The 20,400-nt window shown below is 56.6% G+C and carries 15 protein-coding genes, 2 rRNA genes and 1 pseudogene (1 of these 18 cut by a window edge); 9 read left to right on the forward strand and 9 right to left on the reverse strand.

What is annotated here, in order from left to right; all coding sequences use genetic code 11:
* The first annotated feature begins 95 nt into the window (after positions 1-95).
* The 8 genes from nuoG to nuoN are packed head-to-tail and all read left to right on the forward strand — an operon-like array spanning position 96 to position 10,092.
* Entirely contained in the window at positions 96-2,810 is a 2,715-nt protein-coding gene (gene nuoG / locus K3169_RS20065) for an NADH-quinone oxidoreductase subunit NuoG (protein ID WP_263267663.1), read from the forward strand.
* Complete coding sequence (nuoH, locus tag K3169_RS20070) at positions 2,807-3,814, forward strand: NADH-quinone oxidoreductase subunit NuoH (protein ID WP_263267665.1); 1,008 nt, start codon at positions 2,807-2,809, stop codon at positions 3,812-3,814. Before nuoG ends, nuoH begins: the two co-directional genes overlap by 4 nt.
* A gap of 11 nt (positions 3,815-3,825) precedes the next feature.
* The gene (nuoI, locus tag K3169_RS20075; RefSeq protein WP_017123831.1) at positions 3,826-4,374 is read left to right on the forward strand and encodes an NADH-quinone oxidoreductase subunit NuoI; all 549 of its coding nucleotides are present in this window, start codon (positions 3,826-3,828) and stop codon (positions 4,372-4,374) included.
* 10 nt (positions 4,375-4,384) lie between these two features.
* Positions 4,385-4,894, forward strand: a complete 510-nt coding sequence (gene nuoJ, locus K3169_RS20080; protein ID WP_027899391.1) for an NADH-quinone oxidoreductase subunit J — start codon at positions 4,385-4,387, stop codon at positions 4,892-4,894.
* The gene (nuoK, locus tag K3169_RS20085) at positions 4,891-5,199 is read left to right on the forward strand and encodes an NADH-quinone oxidoreductase subunit NuoK (RefSeq protein ID WP_027899390.1); all 309 of its coding nucleotides are present in this window, start codon (positions 4,891-4,893) and stop codon (positions 5,197-5,199) included. Before nuoJ ends, nuoK begins: the two co-directional genes overlap by 4 nt.
* The gene (gene nuoL, locus K3169_RS20090; protein WP_099271222.1) at positions 5,196-7,049 is read left to right on the forward strand and encodes an NADH-quinone oxidoreductase subunit L; all 1,854 of its coding nucleotides are present in this window, start codon (positions 5,196-5,198) and stop codon (positions 7,047-7,049) included. Before nuoK ends, nuoL begins: the two co-directional genes overlap by 4 nt.
* 39 nt (positions 7,050-7,088) lie before the next feature.
* Positions 7,089-8,621 (forward strand): NADH-quinone oxidoreductase subunit M, encoded by a 1,533-nt coding sequence (gene nuoM / locus K3169_RS20095; RefSeq protein ID WP_263267669.1) that lies wholly within the window; start codon positions 7,089-7,091, stop codon positions 8,619-8,621.
* A 7-nt stretch (positions 8,622-8,628) separates the two neighbouring features.
* Positions 8,629-10,092: an NADH-quinone oxidoreductase subunit NuoN gene (gene nuoN / locus K3169_RS20100; RefSeq protein WP_122394834.1), complete on the forward strand. Its 1,464-nt coding sequence runs from the start codon at positions 8,629-8,631 to the stop codon at positions 10,090-10,092.
* Positions 10,093-10,167: 75 nt separating this feature from the next.
* Here nuoN and K3169_RS20105 read toward each other — a convergent pair whose 3' ends face one another.
* The 7 genes and pseudogenes from K3169_RS20105 to K3169_RS20130 all read right to left on the reverse strand — a co-directional run bounded on the left by K3169_RS20105 (position 10,168) and on the right by K3169_RS20130 (position 16,019).
* Positions 10,168-11,232, reverse strand: coding sequence for an AI-2E family transporter (locus tag K3169_RS20105; protein WP_027899386.1), 1,065 nt, complete (start codon positions 11,230-11,232; stop codon positions 10,168-10,170).
* Positions 11,233-11,557: 325 nt separating this feature from the next.
* A complete protein-coding gene (locus K3169_RS29845; RefSeq protein WP_406645289.1) occupies positions 11,558-12,379 on the reverse strand; it encodes a methyl-accepting chemotaxis protein in 822 nt (273 codons plus the stop codon).
* A gap of 36 nt (positions 12,380-12,415) precedes the next feature.
* A pseudogene (locus tag K3169_RS29850) lies at positions 12,416-13,237 on the reverse strand (cache domain-containing protein); the annotation flags it as partial.
* A gap of 175 nt (positions 13,238-13,412) precedes the next feature.
* Positions 13,413-14,738 carry a sensor histidine kinase gene (locus tag K3169_RS20115; protein ID WP_099271227.1) on the reverse strand — a complete coding sequence of 442 codons (1,326 nt, stop codon included), beginning with the start codon at positions 14,736-14,738 and terminating at the stop codon, positions 13,413-13,415.
* Positions 14,735-15,406 (reverse strand): response regulator transcription factor, encoded by a 672-nt coding sequence (locus K3169_RS20120; RefSeq protein ID WP_122394837.1) that lies wholly within the window; start codon positions 15,404-15,406, stop codon positions 14,735-14,737. Before K3169_RS20120 ends, K3169_RS20115 begins: the two co-directional genes overlap by 4 nt.
* Positions 15,406-15,711 carry a PepSY domain-containing protein gene (locus tag K3169_RS20125; RefSeq protein WP_099271228.1) on the reverse strand — a complete coding sequence of 102 codons (306 nt, stop codon included), beginning with the start codon at positions 15,709-15,711 and terminating at the stop codon, positions 15,406-15,408. Before K3169_RS20125 ends, K3169_RS20120 begins: the two co-directional genes overlap by 1 nt.
* Positions 15,711-16,019: a PepSY domain-containing protein gene (locus tag K3169_RS20130; protein WP_027899382.1), complete on the reverse strand. Its 309-nt coding sequence runs from the start codon at positions 16,017-16,019 to the stop codon at positions 15,711-15,713. Before K3169_RS20130 ends, K3169_RS20125 begins: the two co-directional genes overlap by 1 nt.
* A 197-nt stretch (positions 16,020-16,216) precedes the next feature.
* Between K3169_RS20130 and queD the strand changes: the two genes are divergently transcribed.
* The gene (gene queD / locus K3169_RS20135; protein WP_080238016.1) at positions 16,217-16,573 is read left to right on the forward strand and encodes a 6-carboxytetrahydropterin synthase QueD; all 357 of its coding nucleotides are present in this window, start codon (positions 16,217-16,219) and stop codon (positions 16,571-16,573) included.
* Between the two features lie 681 nt (positions 16,574-17,254).
* On the opposite strand, the gene rrf is transcribed toward queD, so the two are convergent.
* Both rrf and K3169_RS20145 read right to left on the reverse strand, forming a co-directional pair.
* Positions 17,255-17,370 (reverse strand): 5S ribosomal RNA (gene rrf, locus K3169_RS20140).
* A 171-nt stretch (positions 17,371-17,541) separates the two neighbouring features.
* Positions 17,542-20,400: ribosomal RNA gene (locus K3169_RS20145) — 23S ribosomal RNA — on the reverse strand; it runs 35 nt beyond the window's last position.

Consider the following 20,400-nt stretch of genomic DNA (forward strand, 5'->3'; position numbering starts at 1 on the left):
CACGATGACGCCTTAAAGGCTGTTTAGAGTCGTGCGAATAACAAGATTCCATTAGCCACGCCCGCTGACACCGGGCCAACGAAGACCTTTGAACCATGGCCACTATCCACGTAGACGGCAAAGCGCTCGAAGTCGATGGGGCAGACAACCTGTTACAGGCATGTCTGTCGCTAGGCCTCGACATCCCGTATTTCTGCTGGCATCCCGCCCTTGGCAGCGTTGGCGCCTGTCGCCAATGTGCGGTCAAGCAGTACACAGACGAAAACGACACCCGTGGTCGTATCGTCATGTCCTGCATGACTCCAGCCACCGATAACACCTGGATTTCCATCGAAGATGACGAATCCAAGGCCTTCCGGGCCAGTGTCGTCGAATGGCTGATGACCAACCACCCCCACGACTGCCCGGTCTGTGAGGAAGGCGGTCACTGCCACCTGCAAGACATGACCGTGATGACTGGCCACAACGAGCGCCGTTATCGCTTCACTAAACGCACCCACCAGAACCAGGAACTCGGCCCGTTCATCGCTCACGAGATGAACCGCTGCATCGCCTGCTACCGTTGCGTGCGTTTCTACAAAGATTACGCAGGCGGCACTGACCTCGGTGTATTCGGCGCTCACGACAACGTGTATTTCGGTCGCGTTGAAGACGGCGTTCTGGAAAGCGAGTTCTCCGGCAACCTCACCGAGGTCTGCCCGACCGGTGTGTTCACCGACAAGACTCACTCCGAGCGCTACAACCGTAAGTGGGACATGCAGTTCTCGCCAAGCATCTGCCATGGCTGCTCCAGCGGTTGCAACATCAGCCCGGGCGAGCGCTACGGTGAAATCCGTCGCATCGAGAACCGCTACAACGGTTCGGTGAACCAGTATTTCCTGTGCGACCGTGGCCGTTTCGGTTATGGCTACACCAACCGCGAAGACCGTCCACGTCAGCCGCATCTGGCCGATGGCAGCAAACTGAGCCTGGATCAGGCACTGGATAACGCTGCTGATCTGCTGCGCGGTCGCAACATCGTCGGTATCGGTTCGCCGCGTGCCAGCCTGGAAAGCAACTACGCCCTGCGCGAGCTGGTAGGTGCCGAGCACTTCTATTCAGGTATCGAAGCCTCAGAGCTTGAGCGTATTCGTCTGGTCGCTCAGGTGTTGAAAGACAGCCCGCTGCCGATCCCTACCCTGCGTGACATCGAAGACCACGACGCTATTTTCGTCCTTGGTGAAGACCTGACCCAGACCGCTGCTCGTCTGGCTCTGGGTCTGCGCCAAGCGGTGAAAGGCAAAGCCGAGGACATGGCCGCGGCGATGAAAGTCCAGCCATGGCTCGACGCGGCAGTGAAGAACATCGGTCAGCACGAGCTGAACCCGCTGTTCATCGCCAGCCTGGCCGAAACCAAACTGGATGATGTTGCCGAAGAATGCGTCCACGCAGCACCGGACGATCTGGCGCGTATCGGTTTCGCGGTCGCTCATGCGCTGGATGCCACTGCGCCAGCCGTTGAAGGCCTTGAGCCTGAAGCCCTTGAACTGGCCCAACGTATTGCCGATGCCCTGCTGGCCGCCAAGCGCCCACTGATCATCGCGGGTACTTCGCTGGGTTCCAAAGCGCTGATCGAAGCCGCCGCAAACATTGCCAAAGCGCTGAAGCTGCGCGACAAGGCAGGCTCAATCAGCCTGATCGTGCCGGAAGCCAACAGCCTCGGCCTGGCACTGCTGGGTGGCGACTCTGTCGATGCCGCGCTGCAAGCAGTAATCGACGGCAAGGCCGACGCTATCGTCGTGCTGGAAAACGATCTGTACACCCGCACCGATGCTGCCAAGGTCGATGCAGCCCTGAGCGCGGCGAAAGTCGTGATCGTGGCTGATCATCAGAAAACCCCGACCGGTGATCGTGCTCATCTGGTGCTGCCTGCTGCCAGTTTTGCTGAGGGCGACGGTACGCTGGTCAGCCAGGAAGGCCGTGCTCAGCGCTTCTTCCAGGTGTTCGACCCGACTTATCTGGACGCCAGCATTCTGGTTCACGAAGGCTGGCGCTGGCTGCACGCCCTGCGCGCCACCCTGCTGAACAAACCGGTGGACTGGACGTTGCTGGACCACGTGACGGCTGCCTGCGCTGCAAGCAATCCGCAACTGGCCGCCATCGTCAACGCTGCGCCATCGGCTGCGTTCCGTATCAAAGGCTTGAAGCTGGCTCGCGAACCGCTGCGTTACAGCGGCCGTACCGCCATGCGCGCCAACATCAGCGTGCACGAACCGCGTACTTCGCAAGACAACGACACCGCGTTCTCCTTCTCTATGGAAGGTTACTCGGGTTCGGTTGAGCCACGTCAGCAAGTACCATTTGCCTGGTCACCGGGCTGGAACTCGCCACAAGCCTGGAACAAGTTCCAGGACGAAGTCGGCGGTCACTTGCGTGCCGGTGATCCGGGTACCCGTCTGATCGAAACCCAGGGCGATAACCTGAGCTGGTTCACCAGCGCACCTCGCGCCTTCTCCCCGGCCCAAGGGACCTGGCAAGTGGTACCGTTCTATCACCTGTTCGGCAGCGAAGAGAACTCGTCGAAAGCCGCTCCGGTTCAAGAACGCATTCCTGCGCCGTATGTGGCTCTGGCCAAGTCGGAAGCTGATCGCCTGGGCGTCAATGAAGGTGCGCTACTTTCCTTGAACGTTGCTGGTCAGACCCTGCGTCTACCGCTGCGTATCAACGAAGAGCTGGGCGCGGGTCTCGTGGCGTTGCCTGCCGGTCTGGCCGGTATTCCGCCGGCGATTTTCGGCAAGTCCGTTGACGGTCTGCAGGAGGCAGCGCAATGAGTTGGTTCACCCCTGATGTGATCGACGCGATCATTGCGGTCGTCAAGGCCATCGTTGTGCTGCTGGCCGTTGTGGTCTGCGGCGCACTGCTGAGCTTTGTGGAACGTCGTCTGCTGGGCTGGTGGCAGGACCGTTACGGTCCGAACCGCGTCGGCCCGTTCGGCATGTTCCAGATTGCTGCCGACATGTTGAAAATGTTCTTCAAGGAAGACTGGACCCCGCCGTTTGCCGACAAGGTGATCTTCACCCTGGCCCCGGTAGTTGCCATGAGCGCCTTGCTGATCGCGTTCTCGATTATCCCGATCACCCCAAGCTGGGGCGTGGCGGACCTGAATATCGGTCTGCTGTTCTTCTTCGCCATGGCCGGGCTGTCGGTTTACGCCGTTCTGTTTGCCGGTTGGTCGAGTAACAACAAGTTCGCCCTGCTCGGCGCGCTGCGTGCCTCGGCACAAACCGTGTCCTATGAAGTGTTCATGGGCCTGGCGTTGATGGGCATCGTGGTGCAGGTTGGCTCGTTCAACATGCGCGACATCGTTGAATATCAGGCGCAGAACCTGTGGTTCATCATTCCGCAGTTCTTTGGCTTCTGTACTTTCTTCATTGCTGGCGTCGCCGTGACTCACCGTCACCCGTTCGACCAGCCGGAAGCAGAACAGGAACTGGCTGACGGTTACCACATTGAATATGCAGGCATGAAGTGGGGCATGTTCTTCGTTGGCGAATACATCGGCATCATTCTGATCTCGGCATTGCTGGTAACGCTGTTCTTCGGTGGCTGGCACGGTCCGTTCGATATCCTGTCTTCGCTGTCGTTCTTCTGGTTCGCCATCAAAACTGCGTTCTTCATCATGCTGTTCATCCTGCTGCGTGCATCCATTCCGCGCCCACGCTATGACCAGGTCATGGATTTCAGCTGGAAATTCTGTCTGCCGCTGACCCTGATCAATTTGCTGGTGACTGCTGCGGTTGTGCTGTTGAACACACCAGCCGGCTCGGTTCAGTGAGGATTTGACCCATGTTCAAATATATTGGCGACATCGTTAAGGGTACTGGTACCCAGTTGCGAAGCCTGGTGATGGTATTCGGTCACGGCTTCCGCAAACGCGACACCCTGCAATATCCGGAAGAAGCGGTGTACCTGCCGCCGCGCTATCGCGGTCGTATCGTACTGACCCGCGATCCTGATGGTGAAGAACGCTGCGTAGCCTGCAACCTGTGCGCCGTGGCCTGCCCGGTTGGTTGCATCTCGCTGCAGAAAGCCGAAACCGATGACGGCCGTTGGTACCCAGAGTTCTTCCGCATCAACTTCTCGCGTTGCATTTTCTGCGGCCTGTGCGAAGAAGCCTGCCCGACCACGGCGATCCAGCTGACACCGGATTTCGAAATGGCCGAGTTCAAGCGTCAGGATCTGGTTTACGAGAAAGAAGATCTGCTGATCTCCGGCCCCGGCAAGAACCCTGACTACAACTTCTATCGCGTCGCCGGTATGGCCGTCGCTGGCAAGCCCAAGGGCTCTGCACAGAACGAAGCCGAACCGATCAACGTCAAGAGCTTGCTGCCTTAAGGAAGTAAAGATGGAATTCGCTTTCTATTTCGCATCCGGCATCGCTGTAGTGTCCACCCTGCGGGTGATCACCAACACGAACCCGGTGCATGCCCTGCTCTACCTGATCATTTCGCTGATCGCCGTGGCGATGACTTTTTTCAGCCTTGGCGCTCCGTTCGCCGGGGTTCTGGAAGTCATCGCTTATGCGGGCGCGATCATGGTCCTGTTCGTTTTTGTGGTGATGATGCTCAACCTGGGCCCTGCCTCGGTTCAGCAGGAACGCACCTGGCTCACACCCGGTATCTGGGTTGGCCCGGTGATTCTGGGCGCGCTGCTGCTGGCTGAATTGCTGTACGTGCTGTTCGCCAACCAGACAGGCGCCGCTATCGGTCACACCACCGTCGACGCCAAGGCAGTCGGCATCAGCCTGTTCGGGCCTTACCTGCTGGTCGTCGAGCTGGCCTCGATGCTTCTGCTGGCTGCTGCAGTGACGGCATTCCATCTGGGCCGCAACGAAGCGAAGGAGCCAAGCCAATGAATGCTATCCCTCTGGAGCACGGTCTGGCGGTTGCCGGGGTCCTGTTCGTTCTCGGCCTGGTCGGTCTGATAGTGCGCCGTAATATTCTTTTTGTGTTGATGAGCCTGGAGATCATGATGAACGCATCGGCTCTGGCGTTCGTCGTTGCCGGTAGCCGCTGGGCTCAGCCGGATGGACAGGTCATGTTCATCCTGGTGATCACCCTCGCGGCGGCCGAGGCCAGTATTGGCCTGGCGATCCTGATGCAGCTGTATCGCCGCTTCCACACTCTCGATATCGACGCTGCCAGCGAGATGCGCGGATGAACCTACTCTTTCTGACTTTCGTATTTCCCCTGATCGGTTTTCTGCTGCTGTCGTTCTCCCGTGGACGTATCTCGGAAAACCTTGCGGCATTGATCGGCGTCGGCTCTATCGGCCTGTCAGCCATCGTTACTGCATGGGTTATCTGGCAATTCAACGTCGCTCCGCCTGAAGGCGGTCACTACACTCAGGTGTTGTGGCGCTGGATGGCCGTGGACGGCTTCGAGCCCAACTTCGCCCTGTATCTGGACGGCCTGTCCGTGACGATGCTGGGTGTCGTGGTTGGCGTCGGCTTTCTGATCCACCTGTTTGCTTCCTGGTACATGCGTGGTGAGGCCGGTTACTCGCGCTTCTTCGCGTACACCAACCTGTTTATCGCCAGCATGCTGTTCCTGGTACTCGGCGATAACCTGTTGTTCCTGTACTTCGGTTGGGAAGGTGTAGGTCTGTGCAGTTACTTGTTGATCGGTTTCTACTACAGCAACCGCAACAACGGTAACGCGGCACTCAAAGCCTTCATCGTGACCCGTATCGGCGACGTGTTCATGGCCATCGGCCTGTTCATCCTGTTCCAGCAACTGGGTACGCTGAATATCCAGGAGTTGCTGGTGCGTGCGCCTGAGCACTTCAAGGTAGGCGACTTCTGGATCGTGCTGGCCACTCTGCTGCTGCTCGGCGGTGCTGTCGGTAAATCCGCGCAACTGCCGCTGCAAACCTGGCTGGCAGACGCAATGGCTGGCCCGACGCCGGTTTCGGCACTGATCCACGCCGCAACCATGGTGACCGCAGGTGTTTACCTGATCGCCCGGACTCACGGTCTGTTTGCTCTGGCTCCGGACATTCTGCATCTGGTAGGTATCGTCGGCGGCGTGACACTGGTTTTGGCAGGTTTCGCAGCACTGGTACAGACCGACATCAAACGTATCCTCGCCTACTCGACCATGAGCCAGATCGGCTACATGTTCCTGGCACTGGGCGTCGGTGCCTGGGAAGGCGCGATCTTCCACCTGATGACTCACGCCTTCTTCAAGGCGCTGCTGTTCCTCGCCTCCGGTGCGGTGATCGTTGCCTGCCACCACGAGCAGAACATCTTCAAGATGGGCGGCCTGTGGAAGAAACTGCCTCTGGCCTACGCCAGCTTCATCGTCGGCGGCTCGGCCCTTGCGGCCTTGCCATTGCTGACGGCGGGTTTCTACTCCAAAGACGAAATTCTCTGGGAGGCTTTCGCCAGCGGCAACAACGGTCTGCTGTATGCAGGTCTGGTCGGCGCATTCATGACTTCCCTGTACACCTTCCGCCTGATCTTCATCACCTTCCACGGTGAAGCGAAAACGGAAGCGCACGCAGGTCACGGTATTGCCCACTGGTTGCCATTGAGTGTGCTGATCGTGCTGTCGACTTTCATCGGCGCGCTGATCACCCCACCGTTGGCGGGTGTGCTGCCGCAAAGCGTCGGCCATGCCGGTGGCGATGCCAAGCACAGCCTGGAAATCGCCTCGGGTGCTATCGCTCTCGCCGGTATCCTGCTCGCAGCGTTGCTGTTCCTGGGCAAGCGCCGCTTGGTCACTTCCATCGCCAACAGCGCACCGGGCCGTTTCCTGTCGGCCTGGTGGTTCGCGGCATGGGGCTTCGATTGGGTGTACGACAAGCTGTTCGTCAAGCCGTATCTGGCTATCTGCCAGTTGCTGCGTAGCGACCCACTGGACCACACCATTGGTTTGATCCCACGTCTGGTCAAGGCAGGTCATGGCAGCATGACCCGTACCGAAACCGGTCAACTGCGCTGGTATGCCGCTTCGATCGCTGTAGGTGCCGTACTGGTACTCGGCGCCGTCGTCGTGGTTGCGGTCTGACATGAACCTTGCGAATTTGCGAAAGGAATTGAGCCCGTCATGATTCTGCCTTGGCTAATCCTGATCCCCTTTATCGGTGGCCTGCTGTGCTGGCAAGGTGAGCGCTTCGGCCCTACCCTGCCGCGCTGGATCGCGCTGCTGACCATGTCCCTCGAACTGGCCCTGGGCCTCTGGTTGTGGAGTACTGGCAACTACAGTTACGCACCAGCGCCCGGCGTCGACCCAACCTGGGCTATCGAATTCAAGCACTTGTGGATCGCTCGCTTCGGCATCAGCGTCCACCTGGCCCTTGATGGTCTTTCGTTGCTGATGATCCTGCTGACCGGCCTGCTCGGTGTGCTGTCGGTGTTGTGTTCGTGGAAAGAGATCCAGCGTAACGTTGGTTTCTTCCACCTCAACCTGATGTGGATCCTCGGTGGCGTGATTGGCGTGTTCCTGGCCATCGACCTGTTCATGTTCTTCTTCTTCTGGGAAATGATGCTGGTGCCGATGTATTTCCTCATCGCGCTCTGGGGTCACAGCTCGGCGGACGGCAAGAAGACACGAATCTACGCCGCGACCAAGTTCTTCATCTTCACTCAGGCCAGCGGCCTTATCATGTTGGTGGCGATCCTCGGTCTGGTCCTGGTCAACTTCAATCAGACCGGAGTGATCACGTTCGATTACGCCACACTGCTGAAGACCCAACTGGCACCGGGCACCGAATACATCCTGATGCTGGGCTTCTTCATTGCCTTCGCGGTGAAGCTGCCAGTGGTGCCCTTCCACTCCTGGCTGCCGGATGCTCACGCCCAGGCACCAACCGCGGGTTCGGTCGACCTGGCCGGTATCCTGTTGAAAACTGCAGCTTATGGCTTGCTGCGTTTTGCACTGCCGCTGTTCCCGAACGCGTCTGCAGAGTTCGCGCCTATCGCGATGATTCTGGGTCTGATCGGCATTTTCTACGGCGCTTTCCTCGCGTTCGCACAGACCGACATCAAGCGCCTGATCGCGTTTTCCAGCGTCTCGCACATGGGCTTCGTGCTGATCGGGATCTATTCCGGCAGCCAGCAAGCGCTGCAAGGCGCTGTGATTCAGATGCTTGCTCACGGTCTGTCGGCTGCCGCACTGTTTATCCTCAGCGGTCAGCTGTACGAGCGGCTGCATACGCGTGACATGCGTGAAATGGGTGGTTTGTGGTCGCGCATCGCCTACCTGCCAGCGATCAGCCTGTTCTTCGCGGCGGCCTCTCTGGGTCTGCCGGGTACCGGTAACTTTGTGGGTGAGTTCCTGATCCTGCTGGGCAGCTTTGTCAGTGCGCCATGGATCACCGCAATTGCCACGTCCGGTCTGGTGTTTGGCTCTGTCTACTCGCTGATCATGATCCACCGCGCCTACTTCGGCCCGGCGAAATCCGACGAGCCTCTCAAGGGCATGGACGGGCGGGAAATGATCATGGTGCTCGGTCTGGCCGTATTGCTGGTACTGGTCGGGGTTTACCCGCAGCCATTCCTCGATACGTCTGCAGCGACCATGCACGGCGTGCAGCAATGGCTCGGCACTGCCTTCACTCAACTCGCTTCGGCCCGGTAAGAGCGCTATGGACCTGACGACTCAACATTTTATTGCGCTTGCCCCACTGCTGATTACCAGCCTTACCATTGTTGTGGTGATGCTGGCGATCGCATGGCGCCGCAATCACTCGCAAACCTTCCTGCTCAGCGTGGGGGGGCTTAACCTTGCCCTGCTGTCGATCTACCCGGCATTGAAAGTCGCTCCGCTGGTAGTGACGCCCCTGCTGCAGATCGACAGCTTCGCCTGCCTGTACATGGCGCTGATCCTCGCCTCGACTCTGGCCTGTGTGACCATGGCTCACGCCTATCTCGGCGATGGCAAAGCTGGCTATCCTGGAAATCGTGAAGAGCTTTACCTGCTGATCCTGCTCGCCGCTGCTGGCGGTCTGGTACTGGTCAGCGCGCAACACCTGGCAGGCCTGTTTATCGGTCTGGAGCTGTTGTCGGTGCCGGTCTACGGTCTGGTCGCTTATGCATTCTTCAACAAGCGCTCGCTGGAAGCCGGTATCAAATACATGGTGCTCTCGGCAGCCGGTTCGGCGTTCCTGCTGTTCGGCATGGCGCTGCTGTATGCCGAAGCTGGCACGCTGGGCTTTGAAGGCATTGGTAAGGCGCTGGCTGCAAGCGGTCTGCCAAGCCCGATCGCCAGCCTGGGTCTGGGCATGATGCTGGTAGGTCTGGCATTCAAGCTGTCGCTGGTGCCTTTCCACCTGTGGACTCCGGACGTCTACGAGGGCGCGCCTGCCCCGGTAGCGGCTTTCCTGGCCACTGCCAGCAAGGTTGCTGTGTTCGCAGTGCTGGTGCGTCTGTTCCAGATCTCCCCCGCGGCCAACAGCGGTGTACTGCATGACGTACTGGCGGTCATCGCCGTGGCGTCGATCATCGTCGGCAACCTGCTGGCACTGATGCAGAACAACTTGAAGCGTTTGCTGGGTTACTCGTCCATCGCCCACTTCGGCTATCTGATGATTGCCCTGGTGGCGAGCAAAGGCATGGCGGTTGAGGCTATCGGCGTGTATCTGGTCACTTATGTACTGACCAGCCTGGGCAGCTTCGGTGTGATCACCATGATGTCGTCGCCGTACAGCGGCCGTGATACCGATGCGATGTTCGAATACCGCGGTCTGTTCTGGCGTCGTCCATACCTGACAGCGGTAATGACCCTGATGATGCTGTCCCTGGCGGGCATCCCGCTGACGGCTGGCTTCATCGGCAAGTTCTACATCATCGCAACAGGCGTTGAGTCGAAGCTGTGGTGGTTGCTCGGTGCGCTGATCATCGGTAGCGCTATCGGCGTCTTCTACTACCTGCGCGTGATGGTCACGCTGTATCTGGTGGACTCCAAGCTGCCACGCCACGATGCGGCCTTCAACTGGGCGCAACGTACCGGTGGCGTGATGCTGCTGGCGATCGCCATTCTGACCTTCGTACTGGGTGTCTATCCGCAGCCGCTGCTGGAACTGGTCAAGCATGCGGGTCTGATGGGCTGATCTCTCAAGGATCAGGCATAACGGGACGCATAAAAAAACCTGCTCGATTGAGCAGGTTTTTTTTCGCTTGGAAGTTTACCCAGGCAAACGCACCGTCTTCTTGGCGCTGACAAACAAACCCCAGGTGGACATGAACAGCGCTGCGACCATCGGGCCGATCACGAAACCGTTAAGACCGAACACAGACATCCCGCCCAGGGTAGAGATCAGAATCAGGTAATCGGGCATCTTGGTATCTTTGCCAACCAGAATAGGTCGCAGCACGTTGTCGACCAGTCCAATCACGAACACGCCGAACAGCGCGAGTACTACGCCCTGCCAGATCATGCCGCTTAACAGGAAATAAACTGCCACTGGCGCCCAGACGATCCCTGCGCCCACGGCTGGCAGCAGCGACAGAAACGCCATGATGACCGCCCAGAGCAGAGCGCTGGGAATGTCGAGACACCAGAAGATAAAGCCTCCGAGTGCACCCTGGGTAATCGCGACCACAATGTTGCCCTTGACCGTGGCGCGTACGACGCGAGTGAACTTCAGTTGCAGGCGACGTTTCTGGGGTTCAGCCAGAGGCACTGCGATACGCATCTTGCGCACCAGTTCCTGGCCGTCGCGCAGGAAGAAAAACAGCAGGTACAACATGATGAAAAAGCCCACGACGAAGTCGAAGGTGCCCTGACCAAAGCTGAATGCCTGCGTTGCCAGGTACTGACTGCCCTGCATCGCGCCTTTGGCGATCTTGTCGCGCAGACCATCGAGATCGCCCATGCCCAGTCGATCCAGCCAGCCCTGAACGTAATGCGGCAACAAGCCTTTGAACTCGGCCAGATAGCTGGCGATATCGAGCTGTCCGCTTTCGACGTTCTTGTAAAGCGTGGCACCTTCCTGAACCAGCAAGGCACTGATCACGATAACCGGCAAAATCGCTATGACCAGACAGATTACCAGGGTACAGAGCGACGTCAGATTACGTGTCCAGCCAAAGCGCAGCAGCAAGCGACGCTGGACCGGGGCGAAGATGATGCCGAGGATCACCGCCCAGAAAACCGCGCCGTAGAACGGCAACAGAATCCATATGAACGCGATGGTCACCAGCACCAACAGCATGATCAGGGTTTTGTATTGCAGCGTGGTTTCGTTCATGTCCTTTCCATGTCAGTAGGCAAGCAACTCGCTTGACCTGATCCTTAGTCAGCCAATCGACGGACGAGTGCGATCATTCTGCGGTCGGGCAGATGAAGGCTCTGGAAAGGGTATTACAGCAGAGAATGCTTCTGGCCGCAGGGTTTGCAGGAGATCGCACAGTGTCGCTAACATCGCGCTGTCATGCGCGAGTGCGGTCTCTGTAGGAGCTCACGAGCAACGCGAGGCAGCGATAGCGGCGTGCCTGACACTCCGCCATCGCTGGCCTCGTAACCTCGGTGAGCTCCTACAGGTCAAACGTGGAAAGGTACGCATCTCACGCGGGTTAAACGCGAAACTGCCCAACCAATGCACCAAGTCGCTGACCAAGGTCATTCAGGCTGCGGGAGGTCTGCGCGCTTTGCCGGGTTTCGTCTGCCACGGTGTCAACGGCAGAAGCAATCTGATGCACGCTGCGGTTGATTTCCTCGGCAACTGCCGTTTGCTCTTCAGCGGCGCTGGCGATTTGCGCGTTCATGGTGTTGATGGTAGTGATCAGCTCGCCAATGGCATCCAGCGAAGACCCCGCCTGATTGGCCTGCACGGAGGTACCATCACCGGCTTCGCTGGAGCGACGCATGGCGTCAACAGCCGTCTGCGTGCCTTTCTGCAAGCGATCGATCATGCCCTGGATTTCCTGAGTGCTCTGCTGGGTACGACTGGCCAGCGCACGCACCTCATCGGCCACCACCGCGAAACCGCGACCCGCCTCCCCCGCACGCGCTGCTTCGATAGCGGCGTTGAGGGCCAGCAGGTTGGTCTGCTCAGCGATAGAGCGAATCACCCCGAGTACGCTCACAATCGAAGACACATCTTTCTGGAGGCTATCCAGAGACGAGCCACTGTTTCGAATATCTTCAACCAGCGCGTGAATCAATTTGATGCTGCCATCGACGACGCGTTTGGCCGACTGCCCCTCTTCGTCGGTCTTCTGTGCAGCAACCGAGGCACCCTGGGCACTCTTCGCCACTTCCTGAGCCGCAGCGGACATCTCGTTGATTGCGGTGGCAACCTGATCAGTCTCTTGGCGCTGACGCTCCATGGCTTGCTCTGAGCGCTGTGCCTGGCTCGACACTTCGCCTACCAGACCGGTCAATTGTCCGGTCATGCCGGATATCTGACTGACAAGACTATGGATCTTGTCGACAAAACGGTTAAAGGAACTGGCCAGGTCACCCAACTCATCCTGACTGGTAACTGCCAAACGGCGAGTCAGGTCCCCCTCGCCTGCGGCGATGTCATCGAGGTTGTTTTTCATCAGGCGCAGTGGGCGCAGCAGGGTGCCTGCGAGCACGACACCGACAATGCTGATAATGACAAGAACAAGTAAGGCAACCCCGACGATGCTCAGCAGCATTTCCTGCAGACGTGCTTCAACGTCCCGCTCGACCAATGCAACCTGAGCGTCGATACCATCAAGATTGACGGATGAACCGATCGCCATGTCCCATTTTGGCAAATATTCGGTGTAGCCCAGCTTGGGCAGCAGCTCGGTTTTGCCAGGCAGCGGTGAGGAGTACAGCAGATAGTGCGTACCCGCTTTGGCTACAGCCACCAGTTCATTGTTGACATAGACGCCGTTGGGGTCGCGTGCTTCTTTGAAGCTCTTCCCTACGCCATCAGGACTGTTTGCCTTGAACAAGCGTATTGATTGCGAATCGTAGCCGAAGAAGTAGCCGTCCTTGCCATAGGAAATGCCGGAAAGCAGTTTTATAGCCTGTGCCCTTGCGGTCTCATCGCCAGCCGGCGCGGCGTCGTAGATCGGTTTGATAGCTGTCATACCGATGGCGACATAATTTTGCAGCGTAGCCTTGGCTTCATTCAGCAGCCGTTCGCGGGTTTGGCTGACTTCCTGCTTTGCCTGCTCGCGCAGCATTACAATCGTCGTCACGCTGATGATCAACGCGAATATCAGCACTGGCAGGATCGCCAGTGAAAGTACTTTGGCTTTCAGGCTAATGCGCATAGGACCCCAAGCATCAATTTGTTGTTTTTAAATTTTGATCTTGGGCCTGTATCGGCAATCTGGCTGAAAAGTTGAGAGGCTTCTGAAGTGCTCGTAAGTAAAGCCCGTATTGAACGCAGGAATATTGAGCGATAGTTGCCAGGTTAATGACGTGCCTAATGGCTTACTGAGCAAGTCAATCGATCGCTGAACGATCAGGCAGGTCAATCCGTACTCGAAGCCCACCTGAGTGGCTGGCTTCAAGTTGCAGATGGCCGCCCCACACCTGAACGATATCGCGCACGATACCGAGGCCCAGTCCATGACCGGTGATTTGCTCATCCAGACGCGCACCACGGCTGAAGACTTCCTCGCGCATGGCTTCAGGGATACCGGGACCGTCGTCTTCGATCACAATACTGAAGCTCGCTTCCTCCCTACTAATCGTCAGCAATACTTCGCTGTCCGCCCATTTGCAGGCGTTGTCCAGCAAGTTGCCCAGCAGTTCCAGAATATCCTCACGATCCCAAGGTAGAGACAGACCTGGCTTGACGTGCATCTCAAGGTTTAAGTGCTCGCCATGGATCATGCGCAAGGTGGCGAACAGTCCGCTCAATTCGGCATCACAATCAAAATGCGCACCGGGCAACGCATCGCCGGATAGCCGCGCACGATTCAGCTCACGCGCCAGGCGTTGCTGAATCTGTTCCAGTTGCTCACGCAGAATATTACGCAGGGCGGGATGGGCATCGAATTTGGGGCTGGCAATGGCGCTGAACAGGACTGCCAGTGGCGTTTTCAATGCATGACCCAGGTTGCCGAGCGCGTTGCGCGAGCGTCTCAGGCTGTCTTCGGTATGCTCCAGCAAATGGTTGATTTGCGACACAAGAGGTTCGAGTTCTACGGGTACCTCTTCATCCAGTTGGGAACGCTTGCCTTGCTGGAGCTGAACAAGCTGTTCACGGGCCCGATCCAGTGGACGCAAGGCACGACGCACCGTTACCCGCTGCAGAGCCAGAATCAGCAGGAGAGCGGCAAGTCCCAGCCCGAGGCCAATTTGTTGTACCCGAAGAAAGCTCGCCCTGACCGGTGTGTAGTCCTGGGCAACGGTAATTGACAGGTCCTGACCGAATTTCCGGTAATCGGCCTTGTGCAGTAGCAAGGACTGGCCTGTCTGACCTAACTCGTAGCTCGCATGTAACCCACTCGAACCTGGATCGGGAATTTCCAGATCCCATAACGATCTGGAGCGCCAGTGGCCCTCCGGAAAATCAATTCGAAAATAGTGCCCGGAATAAGGCCGCTGATAGGCAGGCGACAGTCGATGCTCATCCAGTTGCACGCCATTCTGGCCGCGCACCAAGGCAACCAGCAGGCTTTCGCTTTCGTTGCGCAATCCGGCTTCCAGATAACGCTGCAAACCTAACTCAAACAGCCACAAGCTGGTTTGAGCCAACACAACGCACACTAGAACCATCACGCTGATGAGCCCGATGCTCAAGCGACGTTGAATAGACTTCAAGCAGCAGGCTCCCCGCCAAAACGATAGCCCTGACCGCGCCGGGTTTCGACCACGGCTTTACCCAGCTTGCGTCTGAGGTGATTCACATGCACTTCAATGACGTTGGAATCACGCTCGTTTTCACCGTCATAAAGGTGCTCAGCCAAATGGCTTTTTGAAAGGATCTGCTCGGGGTGCAGCATGAAGTAACGCAGCAATCTGAATTCAGCGGAGGTCAGCTGAATGTCTACTCCGCCTTGATTAACGCATTGACGCCCTTCGTCCAGGTGCAAACCAGCGGATTCAAGACGAGGCTGATTGGCCAGTCCTTTGGAGCGGCGCAACAACGCCTGAATACGCAGCTGCAGCTCTTCGGGATGAAAAGGCTTGGTCAGGTAATCGTCAGCACCGGCCTTCAGCCCTTCTATACGTTCAGACCAGGAGCCTCGCGCCGTGAGTACCAGAACCGGCGTTGCCAGACCTGCGGTACGCCATTGTTCGAGCACTTCCAGACCTGGAAGCCCTGGCAAGCCAAGGTCGAGAATAATCAAATCATAGGGCTCGGTTACGCCTTGGTGCACCGCATCACGCCCGTCCGCAAGCCAGTCAACGGCATAGCCCTGTCTGCCCAGACCAGAAAGCAGCTCATCAGCCAGCGGGACATGGTCTTCTACCAGTAACAGGCGCATCAGTCTTCCTCATCCTTCAATAGTCGACTGTCCCGAGCGTCATATTTCAGCTCGCGGACGACCCCTTCCGAGGTCAGAATCTCAAACTCATAAACGTAAACGCCATGCTTCTCTTCAAGTTCCGCCTCTAATAACTTGGCGCCCGGATGACGGGCCATGGCCAAATCCATCAACTGCTCAAGCGGAAGAATAGTGCCCTTCTGACGCAAGCTCAGCGCTTCATCCTGATCCAGGTCCCTCGCTTGCACAGAGATGCAGACCAGCACAAGGCAAACAAGAGTGCCACGACGCTTAGGTAACTTCATTATCGGTCCTGATGATTTTTGAGCACCTTCCCGGTCGCGGCATCGATATCTACGTCCCAGTGGATACCTCGAGGGTCGGTAAGCTCAACCTCATAAACATGCTTGCCGTATTTTTCATCAAGCTCGGTGTCATTGATGGTCGCGCCAGGGTGCCTGGCCAACGCTACTGCGTTAAGCTGCTCCGCGCTTTTAATGCTGCCAGCGGCGCGCAATGTAGCAGCTTCGTCAGGGGAAATGTCGCGAGCGCTGACTGCACCGCTGGTAAATACCAGAAGGGCAGAAGCCAAAAGCGCAGTCAGGGTTTTCACTATCAGGCTCCATCGAGAATGTTTATTCCTATGCATTTAGAATAAACGTCCCAACTTAATTCAACCTGAATCTATCTGGCTAGGTGCCATCAGTGCGGATGAACTACCGCGTTTTAGCGCAAAGCCCAAACCAATGCTGATAAACTCTTGGCCTGCATGCGTCGCTGCGACGATCGCCATTTTTAGAGTTGAACATTTTGGAAATTTTTAAAGAGTTTACGTTCGAGTCGGCCCACTTCCTGCCTCACGTGCCCGAAGGTCATAAATGCGGACGGCTGCATGGGCACTCCTTCCGCATCGCTATCCATCTGGAAGGTGAAGTCGATCCGCACATCGGCTGGATCCGCGATTTCTCTGAAATCAAGGCGATCTTCAAGCCGCTTTATGAACGCCTCGACCACCACTATTTGAATGACATACCCGGGCTTGAAAACCCAACCAGCGAGAACCTCGCCAAATGGATCTTTGCTGAGCTCAAGCCGCTGTTGCCGGAGCTGTCTGCTATACGTATTCACGAAACGTGCACCAGTGGTTGTATCTACCGCGGTGAGTAATCGCTGGTACTGAGAAAGCCCTCCTTGTTCGCAAGGGGGGCTTTTTTGTGGCTGGAGGGAATGATGTTGCAGGCGTGCACGATATCAATGGGCAGTTGCACTGGTAGGAGCGAACTTGTTCGCGAGGGGGCGGTATATCCGCAGCTTATGTATCGCCTGACAGACAGCCTTCCCGATGAATTCGGTCCTACCGAGGTTCGCGCATGGACGGTAGGAGCGAACTTGTTCGCGAAGGGGTTTGTACATCCGCAACTTATGTAACGCCTGACATATAGCCTTCCCGAATGAATTCGGTCCTACCGAGCTTGGCGCATGGACGGTAGGAGCGAACTTGTTCGCGAGGGGGCGGTACATCCGCAGCTTATGTAACGCCTGACATATAGCTTTCCCGAATGAATTCGGTCCTACCGAGGTTCGCGCATGGACGGTAGGAGCGAACTTGTTCGCGAGGGGGCGGTACATCCGCAGCTTATGTATCGCCTGACAGACAGCCTTCCCGAATGAATTCGGTCCTACCGATCGCGGTGAACCTGTAGGCGCTGCAGAAGGCTGCGAGGCGGTGTGCCAGATAGAGCGCGTGGTTGTCCATCGCGGGCAAGCGCGCTCCTACGGCTAATCCTTTTTCTTCGCGCACAAACAAAACCCCTGAACGCGTAAGCGATCAGGGGTTCTGGAATTTAATCTTGACGATGACCTACTCTCACATGGGGAAACCCCACACTACCATCGGCGATACATCGTTTCACTACTGAGTTCGGGATGGGATCAGGTGGTTCCAATGCTCTATGGTCGTCAAGAAATTCGGTTGCCGGTGCGTTGGCCCTTGCGGGTTACGTGCCAGCGAATGGGTATGTGATAGCTCAGGTTCAGTGTGCGAACAAACTTTCGGTTCGTGTCGTCTTCACAGTCACCGCAATCTGGCTCTGCCTTCACTTATCAAGGCATGTCGCAGATTGCTTGGGTGTTATATGGTCAAGCCTCACGGGCAATTAGTATGGGTTAGCTCAACGCCTCACAGCGCTTACACACCCCACCTATCAACGTCGTAGTCTTCGACGGCCCTTCAGGGAACTCAAGGTTCCAGTGAGATCTCATCTTGAGGCAAGTTTCCCGCTTAGATGCTTTCAGCGGTTATCTTTTCCGAACATAGCTACCCGGCAATGCCACTGGCGTGACAACCGGAACACCAGAGGTTCGTCCACTCCGGTCCTCTCGTACTAGGAGCAGCCCCTCTCAAATCTCAAACGTCCACGGCAGATAGGGACCGAACTGTCTCACGACGTTCTAAACCCAGCTCGCGTACCACTTTAAATGGCGAACAGCCATACCCTTGGGACCGGCTTCAGCCCCAGGATGTGATGAGCCGACATCGAGGTGCCAAACACCGCCGTCGATATGAACTCTTGGGCGGTATCAGCCTGTTATCCCCGGAGTACCTTTTATCCGTTGAGCGATGGCCCTTCCATACAGAACCACCGGATCACTAAGACCTACTTTCGTACCTGCTCGACGTGTCTGTCTCGCAGTCAAGCGCGCTTTTGCCTTTATACTCTACGACCGATTTCCGACCGGTCTGAGCGCACCTTCGTACTCCTCCGTTACTCTTTAGGAGGAGACCGCCCCAGTCAAACTACCCACCATACACTGTCCTCGATCCGGATAACGGACCTGAGTTAGAACCTCAAAGTTGCCAGGGTGGTATTTCAAGGTTGGCTCCACGCAGACTGGCGTCCACGCTTCAAAGCCTCCCACCTATCCTACACAAGCAAATTCAAAGTCCAGTGCAAAGCTATAGTAAAGGTTCACGGGGTCTTTCCGTCTAGCCGCGGATACACTGCATCTTCACAGCGATTTCAATTTCACTGAGTCTCGGGTGGAGACAGCGCCGCCATCGTTACGCCATTCGTGCAGGTCGGAACTTACCCGACAAGGAATTTCGCTACCTTAGGACCGTTATAGTTACGGCCGCCGTTTACCGGGGCTTCGATCAAGAGCTTCGCGTTAGCTAACCCCATCAATTAACCTTCCGGCACCGGGCAGGCGTCACACCCTATACGTCCACTTTCGTGTTTGCAGAGTGCTGTGTTTTTAATAAACAGTCGCAGCGGCCTGGTATCTTCGACCGGCAGGGGCTTACGCAGTAAATGCTTCACCTCCACCGGCGCACCTTCTCCCGAAGTTACGGTGCCATTTTGCCTAGTTCCTTCACCCGAGTTCTCTCAAGCGCCTTGGTATTCTCTACCCAACCACCTGTGTCGGTTTGGGGTACGGTTCCTGGTTACCTGAAGCTTAGAAGCTTTTCTTGGAAGCATGGCATCAACCACTTCGTGTTCTAAAAGAACACTCGTCATCAGCTCTCGGCCTTAAGATCCCGGATTTACCTAAGATCTCAGCCTACCACCTTAAACTTGGACAACCAACGCCAAGCTGGCCTAGCCTTCTCCGTCCCTCCATCGCAATAACCAGAAGTACAGGAATATTAACCTGTTTTCCATCGACTACGCTTTTCAGCCTCGCCTTAGGGACCGACTAACCCTGCGTCGATTAACGTTGCGCAGGAAACCTTGGTCTTTCGGCGTGGGTGTTTTTCACACCCATTGTCGTTACTCATGTCAGCATTCGCACTTCTGATACCTCCAGCAAGCTTCTCAACTCACCTTCACAGGCTTACAGAACGCTCCTCTACCGCATCATCCTAAGATGATACCCGTAGCTTCGGTACCTGGTTTGAGCCCCGTTACATCTTCCGCGCAGGCCGACTCGACTAGTGAGCTATTACGCTTTCTTTAAAGGGTGGCTGCTTCTAAGCCAACCTCCTAGCTGTCTAAGCCTTCCCACATCGTTTCCCACTTAACCAGGATTTTGGGACCTTAGCTGACGGTCTGGGTTGTTTCCCTTTTCACGACGGACGTTAGCACCCGCCGTGTGTCTCCCATGCTCGGCACTTGTAGGTATTCGGAGTTTGCATCGGTTTGGTAAGTCGGGATGACCCCCTAGCCGAAACAGTGCTCTACCCCCTACAGTGATACATGAGGCGCTACCTAAATAGCTTTCGAGGAGAACCAGCTATCTCCGAGCTTGATTAGCCTTTCACTCCGATCCACAGGTCATCCGCTAACTTTTCAACGGTAGTCGGTTCGGTCCTCCAGTTAGTGTTACCCAACCTTCAACCTGCCCATGGATAGATCGCCCGGTTTCGGGTCTATTCCCAGCGACTAGACGCCCTATTAAGACTCGCTTTCGCTACGCCTCCCCTATTCGGTTAAGCTCGCCACTGAAAATAAGTCGCTGACCCATTATACAAAAGGTACGCAGTCACCCAACAAAGTGGGCTCCCACTGCTTGTACGCATACGGTTTCAGGATCTATTTCACTCCCCTCTCCGGGGTTCTTTTCGCCTTTCCCTCACGGTACTAGTTCACTATCGGTCAGTCAGTAGTATTTAGCCTTGGAGGATGGTCCCCCCATGTTCAGACAAGGTTTCTCGTGCCCCGTCCTACTCGATTTCATTGCAAAGAGATTTTCGCGTACAGGGCTATCACCCACTATGGCCGCACTTTCCAGAGCGTTCCGCTAATCTCTAAACAACTTAAGGGCTGGTCCCCGTTCGCTCGCCACTACTAAGGGAATCTCGGTTGATTTCTTTTCCTCAGGGTACTTAGATGTTTCAGTTCCCCTGGTTCGCTCCATACACCTATGTATTCAGTGTAAGGTAACTGTCTTATGACAGCTGGGTTCCCCCATTCAGACATCTCCGGATCACAGTCTGTTTGCCGACTCCCCGAAGCTTTTCGCAGGCTACCACGTCTTTCATCGCCTCTGACTGC

This window comes from Pseudomonas phytophila (genome assembly GCF_025643095.1).
Taxonomy (GTDB): Bacteria; Pseudomonadota; Gammaproteobacteria; order Pseudomonadales; family Pseudomonadaceae; genus Aquipseudomonas; species Aquipseudomonas quasicaspiana.

Coding starts and splice junctions, on each gene's coding strand:
- nuoH (WP_263267665.1), top strand. CDS start 2,807: ATGAGTTGGTTCACCCCTGATGTGATCGACGCGATCATTGCGGTCGTC.
- nuoG (WP_263267663.1), top strand. CDS start 96: ATGGCCACTATCCACGTAGACGGCAAAGCGCTCGAAGTCGATGGGGCA.
- nuoN (WP_122394834.1), top strand. CDS start 8,629: ATGGACCTGACGACTCAACATTTTATTGCGCTTGCCCCACTGCTGATT.
- nuoJ (WP_027899391.1), top strand. CDS start 4,385: ATGGAATTCGCTTTCTATTTCGCATCCGGCATCGCTGTAGTGTCCACC.
- nuoI (WP_017123831.1), top strand. CDS start 3,826: ATGTTCAAATATATTGGCGACATCGTTAAGGGTACTGGTACCCAGTTG.
- nuoK (WP_027899390.1), top strand. CDS start 4,891: ATGAATGCTATCCCTCTGGAGCACGGTCTGGCGGTTGCCGGGGTCCTG.
- nuoL (WP_099271222.1), top strand. CDS start 5,196: ATGAACCTACTCTTTCTGACTTTCGTATTTCCCCTGATCGGTTTTCTG.
- K3169_RS20105 (WP_027899386.1), bottom strand. CDS start 11,232: ATGAACGAAACCACGCTGCAATACAAAACCCTGATCATGCTGTTGGTG.
- K3169_RS20125 (WP_099271228.1), bottom strand. CDS start 15,711: ATGAAGTTACCTAAGCGTCGTGGCACTCTTGTTTGCCTTGTGCTGGTC.
- K3169_RS29845 (WP_406645289.1), bottom strand. CDS start 12,379: ATGACCGGACAATTGACCGGTCTGGTAGGCGAAGTGTCGAGCCAGGCA.
- K3169_RS20120 (WP_122394837.1), bottom strand. CDS start 15,406: ATGCGCCTGTTACTGGTAGAAGACCATGTCCCGCTGGCTGATGAGCTG.
- nuoM (WP_263267669.1), top strand. CDS start 7,089: ATGATTCTGCCTTGGCTAATCCTGATCCCCTTTATCGGTGGCCTGCTG.